Source organism: Chryseobacterium sp. Chry.R1 (genome assembly GCF_039645525.1).
Taxonomy (GTDB): domain Bacteria; phylum Bacteroidota; class Bacteroidia; order Flavobacteriales; family Weeksellaceae; genus Chryseobacterium; species Chryseobacterium proteolyticum.
Map to the genome: position 1 here is coordinate 3,307,439 of NZ_CP151793.1, position 14,358 is coordinate 3,321,796.

Consider the following 14,358-nt stretch of genomic DNA (forward strand, 5'->3'; position numbering starts at 1 on the left):
AAGATTTAAATTTTACTATAAAATCCTTTCTGAGCATTTGTGCAGAAAGGATTTTTATGATGTATTACAATTTGGAAAATATAAGCTTAGAAAATTGCCATCTTGCTTTTCTCATTTTCTAATTTCTCAATAAGACTTTCCAGTTCATCCCTATTTAATTCTGTTTGTATTTTACTGTTCATGATCTCTTTTAAAGCCAGAATATATGCTGTTTTTAAAGCATTTTCCGATGTGGTTTTTATATCCGGGGAAACACCTGTGTGTTCCCAGTTTCCATGGGTTATTGTGGCTGTAATTTTTCCGACTGGAATAACGGTGAGGTATTGATCTGCAATAATAAATTCGTCTACAGGATTTGCCGCCCCTCCGGTATTTTCTCCAATGATTTTGGCGAGTTTATAGTTTTTAAGAAAGTAGGCTAATCCTTCCGCAGCAGAAAAAGAAGACCTGCTCGTAAGGATATAGACATTTTTATCAAGGTATTTTTTTCCTAAAACTTTTGTTCGGGTAGTATTTTGAACCGTTTTTTCTTTGTCTCTGAAATAGGTAGAATACAGATTGGTTTTTTCTTTGAAAAAATAACTGCAAAATAAGATAAGCATTCCGTTATCACCTCCTCTGTTTTCACGAAGATCAATAATCAAAGAGTTGGTATTCGCAACAAAATCCATTACTGATGCAAGTGTTTTTGCACTTGAATGGGATTCTGCAAACCCTTTGAAATTAATATAACCAATGTTCCCTTCCAATCTTTTTACATTTTCGAATCCGAAATTTTCAAGGCTATTAAGGAAATTATTTTCAGCGGCGGTTTCCTTTGCATTTTTCTTGTTTTCAGATGTTAGACCGTCCTTGTATTTAATAAAAAAATGCTGATCACCGGACACAGTCCTCAATTTTTCAGTAAGCTTCTGAGCCAGTTCTTTTCCGGTCAGTGTATCCCAGTCTTCCGGTTGAAATTCCGTTTCAAGCTTTTTATAAAGATCTTTATCCGTATAGTGATCTTTGACCTTTTCCAGAATATCTTTCACAACAGGGTTGTTTGTTTTCTGGCAGCCAAATGATAAAGAATATAATAATGAGATGAGGACAAGTGTTTTCTTCATGAGATATAATTTAAGTTCATGACAAAAGTACGGGGCAGGAAATATTGAGAATTGTAAAAAAGGAAACAGATTAAATAAATAACCAGATATTATTTTGTTCTGTATTAACTTTTTTGAAGAATGTTTTTGGAGTTATTTGAGTAAGTTCCTTAAAATCTTTGATAAAATGAGACTGGTCGTAAAAAAGATTTTCATAGGATAATTCCGTAAGATTTTTCACCTGTTTGTTTTGCAGCAGGGAATTTCGAAACCGGTTTATTTTACGGTATTCGGAGGCTGGTTTTGCTGCAAACCGTTTGGTAATTTTATTAACGTATTGTCTTGTAATGCCATTCTTTTCAGCAATGTCCAGGATACTGATATCATTCTCAAGGTCTTTGATGATGTTTTCGGCTCCAGTCAGATGCTTATCAATGAATTTAGATAGCAGGTAATCTTCCAGGGCTTTTATTTGTATTTCCTTCCCGTGTTCATTCAGTATCTTATCCATAGCCTCACGAAAGTCCGAAGATAAAATTTTATCTTTTAGAATTAAGCATTTGTCAGCATTAAAAAAATGATAGATCCCCAAAGGTTTAAAGTAGATGGTAATTTCATTAATGGGTTTCTCATAAAAGATTTCCGTAGATCCTGTGCATCGGGAGACCAAATCAATCACTATATTTTTTATGGGAGAATGATAAATTTCCATACTGCCTTCATCCGATCTGATCTCGGCATCCTGACAGGCTGAAACAATGAAAAAATTGTTTGGAAATGTCAGATATCTGATAGACGAAGCAGATTCATCTTTATCCATAAAATAATATCCCTGGATATATTTTTTAAGAACAGGATTTCTTGGTTGGTAAAAATGGATATCCATAATCTGACAATAAATAAGGGTATAAAATTACAAATACAAAAGAAAAACCTGAAGAAAATCTCTTCAGGTTTTTCTATATAACATAATTTAATTGTCTTCTGAATATTATATCAGTTAAATGCTGCATCCATCGGGGCCACAGGCATTTTCTCCATTAGAAAGATCTGTGAATGGAGAAACCGTTTCTTTATACGTTTGCTGGAGTGCATTTTCAAAAACTTCAACAGGTTGAGCGCCCGAAACAGCATACTTCCCATTTAAAACAAAAAATGGAACGCCGGTAATTCCATTATTTCTGGCTTGTTGGATGTCTTCATTGACTTCTGATGTCAATTCCTCTGAAGTTACTGCATGCTTTGCCTCCTCTTTATCAATACCCAGTGATTCTGCAATTTCTGCCAACGTATCAACATCCCCCACGTTTTTGCCATCAATAAAATGGGCGATGAACAGAGCTTCCTCCATTTCATTGGACTTGTTGTATTTTTTAGATAAATGCAACAATTTATGTGCAGGAAACGTATTGGTTATAAGCGCAGTTTCAAAATTGAAATCAATACCAGCCCCTTTTCCCATTTGAGTAACCTGGCTGATCATTTGCGCAGCCTGGGTCTCAGGAAAGCCTTTTTTCTCTCTGAAGTAGGAAAGTGTATTCTTTGTTTCACCTGTATTTAAGGTAGGATCCAGCTGGAAGCTCTTCCACTCTACTTCTACCTGATCTTTGAATGGCAATTTTTGAAGAGCCTGTTCAAAATTATTTTTTCCTATATAACAAAACGGACACATAACGTCCGACCATATTTCTATTTTCATTGTAATTCTTGTTGTAATGTTCTGCAAAGTTACCATTTAATTTTAATGTAACAAAATTTATTACATTTAACTTGAATCTACTTTGTTTCACGAATAGAAACGCGGATTACAATGTTTTACTTACTTTCCTGCTAAAGATCAAATGAGCGATTAAAGCTAAGAGACCAAAGCTTGCCCCAACGAAGCACACCCCTTCCCACTGTGCGTAATGCCATGCAACCGATGCCAGCCATGTTCCTAATGATCCACCGATAAAGTAGCAGACCATATAAACCGTATTCAGGCGGTTGACCGCATTGGTTCTGATCAGAAAATAACTGGTTTGATTCATAATATGACTGGATTGTACTCCCAGATCAACCAGGATGACTCCCACAATCAAACCCCAATACGTGTATCCTGCAAAATAGGTAAAAGCCCAGCTGCCTAAAACGATTAGTAGTGAGTAGAATATGATCCTGTTGATATTCATGAACTTTTGGAATGCCCCGACTTTGGCTGCGGCTAAAGCACCTACTGCCCCCGCCAGACCAAAACTCCCTACCACAGATGAACCGGCATTAAATGGAGGTTTCTCCATATGAAAAACCAAAGTGGTAAATAAAGCACACATAGAGCCAAAAGCCATTGCGCCCCGGAAAGAGGCCAGTTGTAAAACAGGCTGTGTTCTTGCGAGATGAAATACAGAACGCATCAGATCTTTGTAAGTCCCCTTAAAATTTGGTGAGAGCTCAGGAAGCATTTTATACACTGAAAACCAAACGAGTATCATCAAGCCTGCCGCAATACCAAAAACGGCCCTCCAACCCAGAATTTCTCCCAGGATTCCCCCTACAAACCTGGATAAGAGAATACCCAAAAGTAATCCGGACATTACCAATCCTATATTGGAAGATTTCTTTTCATCAGATGAAAGTTCTGCTGCGATAGGAACAAAAAGCTGCGGAATAACAGAGGTCATTCCGATCAGTAAGCTCGCCGCATACAGCATCCATAGTTGAGTAGCAAAGGTCATCCATAAAAGTGATCCGAAAACCAAGAGAAGATCAATCAAAATCAGTTTTTTACGGAAAAATTTATCACCCAACGGAACGATAAGAAGCAATCCCAGTGCATATCCTATCTGGGTCAGTACGGATATTTTGCTGGCAGCACTTTCTGAAATCTGTACGTCATTTGAAATGAGTGCCAATAGTGGCTGATTATAATAGTTGTTGGCAACTACCAACCCTGAAATAATAGCCATCAGCCATATCACAGTTCTGGAAATGCCCTGAGAAGAACTCGCCTGCATACTAACGTTTTAAATTCAAAATTAATTATAGAATAATGAGATAAGTATCTTTCCTGATTTCCGGAATCAAATCGAGGATTTAAATTCCGGTCAGAAAGAAAAAGAAACCTTTTAATTACCTGCAAAGATAATTTAATTACATTAAAATTATTCGTTACAAATCCAATTGTTTTTGAAATTCTTCAAAGTATTTTGCCAGATGAAGACCATCTGCCAGACCGTGATGAGCTTCTATGGAAACCGGTAAATATTTCCTTCCGTTACGGATGCTGTATTTTCCAAATGTAATTTTCGGAATAGATTCCGTCTTATCAAAATTCGTAGGATGCAGCAATGCACTGAAAGAATTCCAGGGAATAGTAGAATGTCTTATTAAAGCTTTGGTGACGGTATCAGTACTTAATCTTAATCCTGTGGAGTTTTGTACAGCCTGAATTTCTTTTTGTAATTCTTTATTGAAAACGTCAAAGCTTTCTGAAAAAGGGATGTAAGAAAAACCAAAAGTTCCGTCTGCCCTGGCAATTGTACTTCCCGCATCGATGACATCGAAAATGACCACCTGATCATCAACAATTCTCATTTTCAGTTCTTCAACAGAATTCACGGCAGCCATTGATTTATGAAGGTAATAGGCAAAAAAAGAATGACCGTTAGTTTTTACAGTATCATAAGCTTTTGTACAATCCACTTCTGCTGTAAAACCAAAATAAGGACTTGCCATTTTTGAAAAAAAATTAAAATGTTCTTTTCTGTTCCACTTTTCAACATCAATGATCTTCATTTTTATACTGCTTATTTTTTCTGCAAATTTCTGTAAGTTTTCTCATTATAAAAAATGTAAGGGTAATAAAATTGAATTTGGAATGCGTAATTTTGATACGTTGATTGTTGTTTGGATAGAAAAACACATTGTAAGGCTTAAGAAATAAGAAGTAAATTATGAATCCCGGATTTTAAATCAATGGTTACAGGATATGAAATCTGAGGCAGTTATGAACAACCATACATAATTATCATTATTTATCTAATCTTTAAGCTGCATTTTCCAACTTTCAATTCAGTATTAATACTTTTTACATTTTACAAAAAATAAAAATATGGAAGACGCAAAAATTGGATTCATCGGATTAGGAAATATGGGGCATCCCATGGCTAAAAATTTAGAAAAAGCAGGATTTCCTTTGTCTGTCTATAACAGAACCACCGAAAAAGCAAATGATTTTAAGGAGAAGTCAACCGTATATACCAAAGTTACTAAGCTGGTAAAAAACAGTGATGTTATTTTTACAATGCTGACCAATGATACAGCAGTGCGCCAGGTATATGAAGAAATTCTTTCAGAGGATATTCATGGAAAACTTTTCGTCGATATGAGTACCATTTCTCCACAAGCGACCAATGATATTTCCTCTGCAGTTAAGATAAAGGAAGCCGGTTTTATCGATGCACCTGTAGCAGGAAGTACCAAACCTGCAGCTGATGGAACATTGATCATCATGGCAGGAGGTGGTGAAAAGGATCTTGATCGTGCTGAACCTTATTTAAAAAAGCTGGGAAAGATCAGACATTTAGGAGAGAACGGAAAAGGAATCGCGGCTAAGCTTTCGGTGAATTATTTTCTGTCTACGCTCTATCAGGGCCTTGCGGAAACGGTCTTATTTTCAGATAAATTGGGAATCGACAGGAAGGACATGCTTGATATCATTAATGAAAGTGCAAGTGGAAGTGGTGCCACAAAAGTAAAAACACCACTACTGATCAATGATGATTATGCACCGGCATTTGCCCTGGATCTGATGTTAAAAGATATCCTTTTAGCCCATAATGCAGGAGCTGATTATCCTTTATCAAAAACGCTTATTGAAACCTATCAATCTGCCCATGATGAAGGATTTGGAAAAGATGATGTTATCGGGATCATCAATTATCTTAAGAAATAATAAGTGTAAACTGAAATATGATGAGTACGAATACTGCTATTTTAAAAGGAAATAACTGGACTGCTAAAAAAGTAAATTCCACTTATATTGTGAGTCTGAAAAACCATTCAGGTATTGTGGAAGCGTTGACCGATTTTGTAATAAATCAAGACATCAAATCGGGAGAAATAACAGGAATTGGTGCTGTAAGTGAAGCGACACTTCGTTATTTTGTGCCCTCAACAAAGAAATATGTAGATAAAACTTTCAATGAACAAATGGAAGTCTCCAATATTTCCGGGAATGTTTCTGAGCTCAACGGTCAGCCACTACTCCATTTGCATATCACGTTAGGCAGACAGGATTATACAGCTCTGGCAGGACATCTTTTGGATGCAAAAATTTGCGGTGCCGGAGAATTTATTTTTTATCCGCTGGATACCAGAATATTCAAGGTCAAAGATGTAGAAGTTGGGATTAATTTTTATGACTTTGAAAAGGAATAAGCTGAATCGATAAAAAGCAATTGATAGAATGACAAAAATTACCATAAAACATATTGCACAAAGTTTGGGACTTTCTGTTTCTTCAGTTTCTAAAGCTTTAAATGATAGTTATGAAATCAGTGAGGAAACAAAAATAAGAGTTCGGAACTACGCAAAAGAAAATCATTATAAGCCCAATCGCTTAGCCAAAAGCTTAAAGGGAGGTCATTCCAATACGATTGGAGTAGTCGTCTGTTCCATCAACAATATTTTTGTTTCTCAAATTTTGGATGGAATACAAAAAGCTTCTTATGAGACAGAATATGATATTATCATCATGCAGAGTCATGAAAATGTAGAAAATGAAAAATCATGTATTGAGGCATTATTGAATAAAGGGGTGGATGGCATTTTACTAGCCCCTGTCAGTGAAACATCCAATACAGAATATTTGCGTCAAATCAATTCGGAAGTTTGTCCTGTTGTTTTGTTTGATCGTTTCAATCCTTCTTTAGAAACGATGAAAATAGGAGTTAATGAATATAAAGGAGCCTTGCAAGCTACTCAGCATCTCATCAGGATTAATCGAAAGAAAATAGTATTTATTACAGGATGTCAATTTGGAGAAAATAATCCACGAATTCAAGGATTTAAAAAAGCACTAAAAACCTTAGATATTCCTTTTTATCCCAAATTTATGCTTACCTGTAATCTTGAAAATAGTGAAATGATGGATCAACAAATTTCGCAGGCACTCACCGAATTATTAAAATCCAAGGTAAAGCCTAATGCTATATTTGGGGCTACGGGTGTGATTACAATCCGTGTCCTTGGGATTTTAGCTCAGATGAAGGTGAAAGTACCGGAGGAAATTGCCGTGATTGGATTTTCAAATTTTGATATGCCTTTTGCTCTTAATCCTTCTCTTTCAAGTATACGTCAACCTACACAAGAGATAGGTTTTACGGCTCTTACTAAACTTGTTGATTTATTAAATATGGAACAACATAAAAGACATAGGGCTTATGAAACTATTTTATTGGATACTACAATTCATTTTAATAAATCTACAGATTTGTGATTTCTTCTATTCTGATGATTTTTGCTTTTGGGACAAGCAGTTTCATAATGATCCATGCCACAAGATAGGCAACAGCACAAGCTGAAAATACTAATGTATATCCTAGGTTGGGATCTTCGATACGGTGATAATAGTCAAAGACTTTTCCTACAAAAAAAGAAACGAGTGCTCCACCCATCCCGCCTGCCATGCCTCCAATTCCTGTAATACTTGCTGTTGCTGCTTTGGGAAATATATCCGAAGCAGTAGTGTATACATTTGCTGACCAGGCTTGGTGTGCAGAAGCTGCTAATCCGATTAAAATAACAGGAACCCAATACGATATTCCGGATAAAGGCTGAACTAAAAAAAGAACGATCAATGGAACTAAAGTAATATAAAACATTGCTTTCATCCTGCCATCATAAGGAGCAAATCCTTTATTGATAAAATACATGGACAGCCATCCTCCGCAAATGCTTCCGATCATGGTCATGGTATACAATACACTTAAAGGAAGTATAATATCCGAGCCTGAAAGATGGAATTTTTTGTTCAGGTAGGATGGCAGCCAAAACAAGAAAAACCACCATACCCCATCTGTTAGGAATTTGGCTAATGAGTATGACCAGGTTTGTTTAAACGTCAACAGCTTTAGCCAGGAAACTTTATATTTCTTTTCTTCTTCAGTTTTTATGTCAGAAGTCGAATCTGATAATATATAGTTTAGCTCCTCAGGTGACAATCTTTTTTGTTTTACCGGGGTATCATAAAAAATCAACCATAAGATCAACCAGAAAAACCCTAAAGAGCCAATGATAATAAAAGCACTTTGCCAGCCATAATAATATGCCAGCCACGGAACTGTGAGCGGCGCGAGTATAGCTCCGACATTTGAACCTGAATTAAAGATTCCGGTAGCCAAAGCACGTTCTTTTTTTGGGAAGTATTCCGCGGTTGCCTTAATGGCTGAAGGGAAATTTGCGGATTCTCCCACACCAAGAATCAGACGTGCAATAATGAATCCCGTCACCGAAATAGAAAGTCCGCTGAAACCTAATACCCCTAATATTTGGACTGAAACCTCACCCATTGGGATTGCAAAAGCGTGAATAATAGCTCCGACAGACCAAATGACCAAAGCAATCGCATATCCTTTTTTCGTTCCCATTTTATCTACAAATCTGCCTGCCAGCAACATGAAAAAAGCGTAAGAAAGTTGGAAAATAGCTGTGATGATCCCATAATCTGAATTGGACCATTGAAATTGTTCTTCCAAAATAGGATGAAGCAAACTCAGGACCTGACGATCGAGATAATTAATGGTTGTTCCAAAAAATAGTAATGAACAAATAACCCATCTATAGTTTTTCACCCTATTGCTTTCCATAGCTTTTATAAATTGAAATAGTTTTTAATATTTTGATAACAAATATCTTTGATGACCGATCCGATAAAAGGAATATCATGAGGAAGATATCCCTTTCTGATATCATTGGCTAATAAATTACACAGTAGCCTGCGAAAATAATCGTGTCGGGAATACGAGACAAACGATCTCGAGTCTGTAGTCATTCCTATAAAAGTGCTTAATAAACCAATATTAGAAAGTTCATTCAGATGTTGTGTCATTCCATCGAGATGATCGAGAAACCACCACGCAGACCCTAATTGTATTTTTCCCTTAATTCCATCCCCTTGAAAATTTCCTATCATAGCTGCAAACAAAGCATTATCAGAGGGATTAAGATTATAGATGATCGTTTTAGCTAATTGTGCCTCTCCTTCCATGTGGCTTAGGAAAAAAGAAAGTTGTGTAGCCTGGGCATAATCCCCAATGGAATCATATCCTTGATTAGAACCTGCAATCTTAGCTTTGTTAATATTTCCATCACGAAGAGCACCGAGATGGAATTGTTGTACCCAGCCTTTGTCATAATATAACTTGCATAATTCTGTTAAAGCATAAAATGTGAAACTCGTATGAACTTTTTCTGCCTGGGAATCATCGCCATTCATTACCTGTTGAAAAATCTGATCGGCTTCTTCTATAGTGAAATGCGGAACCGGCATTGAGGGAAAGCTATGATCGGATGAGACACAGCCTGCCAGATGAAAATAATCAATCCTTTTTTTTAATGCTGCAATCAGGGATTCAAAATTACTGATCTTCGTGTAGCTGACTTGTTCTAATTGTTGGATATAGTTTCTATAACCATCCCCCTGATTGATATTGAAAACTTGATCTGGTCGAAAAGAAGGAAGTACTTTTATGCCAGATTCTTCTTGCCTTAATTGTTGATGGTCCATGAGCGAGTCAATAGGGTCATCTGTGGTTCCCTGCATTTCCACATTAAAGTTTTGCAAAATTTTCCTCGGTTTAAAATCTTCACTTTGCAACTGCTCTAAAGTCTGGTTATAAATTCGATCTGCCGTATAAGGATTTAATAATTCTTTGATTCCAAAAGGATTTTTAAGTTCCATATGAGTCCAGTGGAACAAAGGACTTCTTATAGTATAAGGTACTACCTCTGCCCACTTCCTAAATTTTTCCCTTGGATCTACCTCTCCGGTAATAAATAATTCCTCTACACCAAAAGCCCTCATTGCCCGCCATTTGTAATGATCATCCTGAAGCCATAGTTTAGTCATATTTTCAAATGGTTGATTACAGGCTAAAATATGCGGTGATAAATGAGAATGATAATCAATAATAGGCTGCGGAGCCGCGTAATCAAAATAGAGCTTTTCTGCTACAGATGATTCCAAAATAAAATTATTTTGCAAGAAATATTCCATATAATATTGATTATTGTCCTAAAATTCCCATTTCGAGTCCCCTTAGTTCTGCCAGTCCCCGCAATCTGCCGATCGCAGAATAGCCCGGATTGGTTATCTTATTCATATCATCCATCATTTGATGGCCGTGATCCGGCCTGAATGGAATTGGAATGCTTCTTTTTTGATTTTCAGTAATAATCGCTTTCATAATATGATACATATCTACATCACCATTCAGATGATCTGCTTCGTAAAAATTTCCGATTTTATCATTTTTGACATTGCGGAGATGGATAAAGTTTACCCGGTCTTTTACCAAATCAAAGATCTCAGGAATATTATTATGGATACCGGCTCCTAAAGACCCGGTACAGAAACAAACACCATTGAACTCATCATTTATGGTGTTTAACAGATACTCAAAGTCTTCTTTATGACTTAAAATTCTTGGCAATCCCAGAATAGGATAAGGAGGATCATCAGGATGAATGGTCATTTTTATTTTCTCTTTCCGGCAAACAGAAGCGATAGATTCTAAGAAATGTTTTAAATTGGCCCGCAATCCTTCAGTTCCGATATTTTTATAGACGTCTATACTCTTTCTGAGGCTTTCCAGAGTAATGTTCTTTTCTCCTGGTATTCCCATTAAAATATTTTCAGACAATACTTTACGCTCTTCCGCTGTTATGCTTTTCTTTTTTTTATCAACCGCTTTTAAGATCGGGTCCGAATAGTCATTGATGGCGCCTTCACGTTGTAACAGGTGTATATCGAAGTAAGCAAGATCAATCCAATCGAAATACAATGCTTTTGAACCATCTTCCATTTCTAAATCCAATTGGGTTCTTGTCCAGTCTAAAACCGGCATAAAATTGTAGCAAATCGTTTTGATATGGCAGGCACTTAGATTGGCTAATGTTTGACAGTAATTTTTTATATATTTTTCTGAATCTCCCGACCGGGTTTTTATGGATTCATGAACCGGAACGCTTTCAACAACCGACCAGGTTAATCCGGAGGATTCTATCATTTCTTTTCGCAGGATAATTTCTTCTTTTGTCCATATTTCCCCATGAGGAATGTGGTGCAGTGCTGTTACAATTCCAGTAGCACCTGCTTGTTTTGCATGTTGTAAGGATACAGGGTCCTGAGGACCATACCATCTCCATGTTTGTTCCAATTTATTCATTCCTAATTTTATTTTAAATACCGCTCCATGCACTAAATCCACCATCTACAAATATCGTTTCTCCATTCACAAATACCGATGCATTACTGAGCAGATAAACCAATGTTCCTTGTAATTCTGTGGGGAGTCCAAGCCTTGAGAATGGAGTATGATTGATAAATTTTTGCGCCCTCGAAGTATAGTTTCCATTTTCATCAGTCAGGAGATTCTTATTTTGGATCGTAAGAAATACACCAGGAGCAATGGCATTCATGCGAACCTGGTCTCCGTAACGAAGTGCCAGTTCTGTTGCCATCCATTTGGTGTATCCTTCAATACCATGTTTGGCAACAGTATAGCCTAATACACGGGTTAAAGAGCGGTCTGCTGCCAAAGAGGAAATGTTTACAATAGCTCCTTTGCCTTTTTCTGCAATCACCTGACCCAGAATATGGGTTGGGATCATAGTCCCATAAAGATTGAGTTCAATAGCTTTTCTGATATTATGCAGATCTAAAGAAAACAGATCCTGTTCAGGTTCTAATGTTGAACCGGCAATATTTCCTCCCGCGGCATTCACCAATCCATCTATTGTCCCAAACCTGGTAAGAATTTCTTCTCTTGCTCTTACCATATCTTCTTCATGTAAAACATCCCCTATGACAACCAATGCTTCCGAACCTAGACTTTCGGCCAAGATTTTCCGCTCATTTGCTCTGGCTTCAGACTTTCCCATGATGACAACCTTGGCACCGGCTTCCGCTACCGCAGTTACAAAAGCCTCTCCCAAGACTCCTGTTGCTCCGGTTATAACAATTACTTTATCTTGTAATGAAAATTGATTTAATATTCCCATCGGCTTGCATATTATAGAGGGTGTAATGTAAATACAAATTTTTATTTCAGATCTATTTTTTTAAATTACCTACTAAAACGTATTCGTAACTTTTTGCTGTCATATTTTTAAATAGCGTTATAGATCTTTATTTTTACTTTATCAATATTTGAATTTTTATGCACAAAGTACTTTCGTTGGGTGAACTGCTTTTAAGATTTGAGACGTATGCAGATCCGGAAATATCGGAAGCCTCCTCTGGTTTGTTTAAAATGTATCCCGGGGGATCAGAAGCCAATGTTTCTGTAGTATTATCCACATTGGAAATCCCGGTTTCTTATTTTACGGCAGTTCCTGATCATATATTAGCAAAAAATGCTTTGGAAGTACTCGAACATAAAGGGGTTGATATTTCTAAAGTTTTAATTCAGGGAGATCGGATAGGTTTATATTTTTTAGAGGGATACAACGGTCTCACCACCGGCGAAGTAGTTTATGATCGAAAGTTTTCTTCATTTTACAATATAGATGAAGAATACCTTGACTGGGATCAATTATTCGAAGGATGTACATGGTTTCACTGGAGTGCCATTACTCCTTCTCTATCGGAAAGATGGATTCACATCATGAAAAAAGTTTTAAAGGAAGCCAAAAAGAGGAATCTGTTTATTTCAGTAGATCTAAATTATCGCAACAGATTATGGGACTTTGGAATAGATCCTAAAGAGGCAATGCTCGAATTGGTCACATTTTGTGATGTTATTATGGGAAATATCTGGTCATCCCACCTCATGTTGGGAACTTCAGTACAAGAAGATTTTGATAGAAATACCTCTAAACAAGATTATTACATTTTTTCTGAGAAAGTAAGCCTGGAAATCTTCACTCAATTTCCACAATGTCAACATATTGCTAATACATTCAGGTTTATGGATCATCCAAAACATAACCTCTTCTATGGAACTTATCACACCCGGGACGGAAACTGGATTTCTGAGTCTTATGAAACAATGGAGGTGGTAGATAGAATTGGTAGTGGAGACGCTTTTATGGGGGGATTGATTTATGGAATTTGTCAGAATAATAACCCCAAGGAGATTATAGACTTTGCAACACTCATGGGATTTGAAAAATTATTTATTCCCGGTGATTTTTATAGCAAGATAATATAAGTAACAATCCTTTCATAATTATGAATACCATTATCAACACGATCGAAGCCTACCCTATTATTCCTGTATACTATCATAATGATCCGGCACGATGCATTGAAGCGTTTAATAGGTCATATCAGGCAGGAATCCGGGTTTTTGAATTTGTCAACCGGGGAGAGAAAGCAGAAGAAAACTTTAAAAAAATAGTGGATTACCGCGACAAGTATGCTAAAGAAATAGTTTTGGGGGCTGGTACCATTACATCACGAAAGCAAGCGGAAACCTTTATCGGCTTAAATGCTGATTTCCTTGTTAGTCCTGTAGTACTTCCCGAGATCGCGGAAGCAGCAGCTATTCATCATAAAATATGGATTCCGGGAGCTATGACACCCACAGAGATTGCTATATGCTCGAATCTTGGAGCAAAAATGATCAAAATATTTCCGGCCAGTGTTATTGGGACTTCTTTTTTAAAAGGAATCAAACCTTTATTTCCCCATTTAAAATTTATGATTACAGGAGGAATCCCGTTAGAGATTGAGGAGATAAAAAAATGGTTCGAGGCGGGTGCTTCAGCAGTAGGGTTAGGAGAAGCTTTATTGAAACTATTAGAATCCCCTGACGAATTCCAAACATTGATCAATACTCTAATTTATAATAAATAAATGCAATTTTTGGTAAGGATTAAATGATTATCCTAAGCCCTACCAATTTAAAAAATCAATTTTCTTACATCAAAAAAAGGATTCCATATCTGTTATTTTTAGTAGGTTAATACTTGTATCATAGTAATTTACAGTGGTATTCTTTCCATATTATGATAACTATAACGTTTTCGTGAAAATATTTTTAAATAATATTTCGTAAGTAATTAATAA

General features: G+C 36.5%; 14 protein-coding genes. 5 read left to right on the forward strand and 9 right to left on the reverse strand.

Annotated features, from left to right (window positions below):
* Positions 1 to 86: 86 nt before the first annotated feature.
* From AAEU33_RS14980 to AAEU33_RS15000, 5 genes are all read right to left on the reverse strand, one after another.
* A complete protein-coding gene (locus AAEU33_RS14980; RefSeq protein WP_345988465.1) occupies positions 87 to 1,106 on the reverse strand; it encodes a S41 family peptidase in 1,020 nt (339 codons plus the stop codon).
* Positions 1,107 to 1,176: 70 nt separating this feature from the next.
* Entirely contained in the window at positions 1,177 to 1,971 is a 795-nt protein-coding gene (locus AAEU33_RS14985; RefSeq protein ID WP_345988467.1) for a helix-turn-helix domain-containing protein, read from the reverse strand.
* A gap of 114 nt (positions 1,972 to 2,085) precedes the next feature.
* Positions 2,086 to 2,784 (reverse strand): DsbA family oxidoreductase, encoded by a 699-nt coding sequence (locus tag AAEU33_RS14990; protein WP_345988469.1) that lies wholly within the window; start codon positions 2,782 to 2,784, stop codon positions 2,086 to 2,088.
* A 106-nt stretch (positions 2,785 to 2,890) separates the two neighbouring features.
* Positions 2,891 to 4,078 carry an MFS transporter gene (locus AAEU33_RS14995; protein ID WP_345988471.1) on the reverse strand — a complete coding sequence of 396 codons (1,188 nt, stop codon included), beginning with the start codon at positions 4,076 to 4,078 and terminating at the stop codon, positions 2,891 to 2,893.
* A 154-nt stretch (positions 4,079 to 4,232) separates the two neighbouring features.
* Positions 4,233 to 4,859: a chloramphenicol acetyltransferase gene (locus tag AAEU33_RS15000; RefSeq protein ID WP_345988473.1), complete on the reverse strand. Its 627-nt coding sequence runs from the start codon at positions 4,857 to 4,859 to the stop codon at positions 4,233 to 4,235.
* Between the two features lie 316 nt (positions 4,860 to 5,175).
* Between AAEU33_RS15000 and AAEU33_RS15005 the strand changes: the two genes are divergently transcribed.
* The 3 genes from AAEU33_RS15005 to AAEU33_RS15015 are packed head-to-tail and all read left to right on the forward strand — an operon-like array spanning position 5,176 to position 7,563.
* Complete coding sequence (locus tag AAEU33_RS15005) at positions 5,176 to 6,018, forward strand: NAD(P)-dependent oxidoreductase (protein ID WP_345988475.1); 843 nt, start codon at positions 5,176 to 5,178, stop codon at positions 6,016 to 6,018.
* A 20-nt stretch (positions 6,019 to 6,038) separates the two neighbouring features.
* The gene (locus tag AAEU33_RS15010) at positions 6,039 to 6,503 is read left to right on the forward strand and encodes a PPC domain-containing DNA-binding protein (protein ID WP_345988477.1); all 465 of its coding nucleotides are present in this window, start codon (positions 6,039 to 6,041) and stop codon (positions 6,501 to 6,503) included.
* A 28-nt stretch (positions 6,504 to 6,531) separates the two neighbouring features.
* A complete protein-coding gene (locus tag AAEU33_RS15015) occupies positions 6,532 to 7,563 on the forward strand; it encodes a LacI family DNA-binding transcriptional regulator (RefSeq protein WP_172282789.1) in 1,032 nt (343 codons plus the stop codon).
* Here AAEU33_RS15015 and AAEU33_RS15020 read toward each other — a convergent pair.
* From AAEU33_RS15020 to AAEU33_RS15035, 4 genes are read right to left on the reverse strand one after another with little or no spacing between them, the layout of a single operon-like run.
* Positions 7,550 to 8,932 (reverse strand): MFS transporter, encoded by a 1,383-nt coding sequence (locus tag AAEU33_RS15020; protein ID WP_345988479.1) that lies wholly within the window; start codon positions 8,930 to 8,932, stop codon positions 7,550 to 7,552. The genes AAEU33_RS15015 and AAEU33_RS15020 overlap by 14 nt on opposite strands.
* Before the next feature lie 5 nt (positions 8,933 to 8,937).
* The gene (gene uxaC, locus AAEU33_RS15025) at positions 8,938 to 10,341 is read right to left on the reverse strand and encodes a glucuronate isomerase (RefSeq protein WP_345988481.1); all 1,404 of its coding nucleotides are present in this window, start codon (positions 10,339 to 10,341) and stop codon (positions 8,938 to 8,940) included.
* Positions 10,342 to 10,351: 10 nt separating this feature from the next.
* Complete coding sequence (gene uxuA / locus AAEU33_RS15030) at positions 10,352 to 11,512, reverse strand: mannonate dehydratase (protein WP_345988483.1); 1,161 nt, start codon at positions 11,510 to 11,512, stop codon at positions 10,352 to 10,354.
* Between the two features lie 13 nt (positions 11,513 to 11,525).
* Positions 11,526 to 12,347 (reverse strand): SDR family oxidoreductase, encoded by an 822-nt coding sequence (locus AAEU33_RS15035; RefSeq protein ID WP_345988485.1) that lies wholly within the window; start codon positions 12,345 to 12,347, stop codon positions 11,526 to 11,528.
* Between the two features lie 158 nt (positions 12,348 to 12,505).
* Here AAEU33_RS15035 and AAEU33_RS15040 point away from each other — a divergent pair, with 158 nt between their 5' ends.
* Complete coding sequence (locus tag AAEU33_RS15040) at positions 12,506 to 13,498, forward strand: sugar kinase (protein ID WP_345988487.1); 993 nt, start codon at positions 12,506 to 12,508, stop codon at positions 13,496 to 13,498.
* 20 nt (positions 13,499 to 13,518) lie between these two features.
* Entirely contained in the window at positions 13,519 to 14,145 is a 627-nt protein-coding gene (locus AAEU33_RS15045) for a bifunctional 4-hydroxy-2-oxoglutarate aldolase/2-dehydro-3-deoxy-phosphogluconate aldolase (protein WP_345988489.1), read from the forward strand.
* Positions 14,146 to 14,358: the final 213 nt, after the last annotated feature.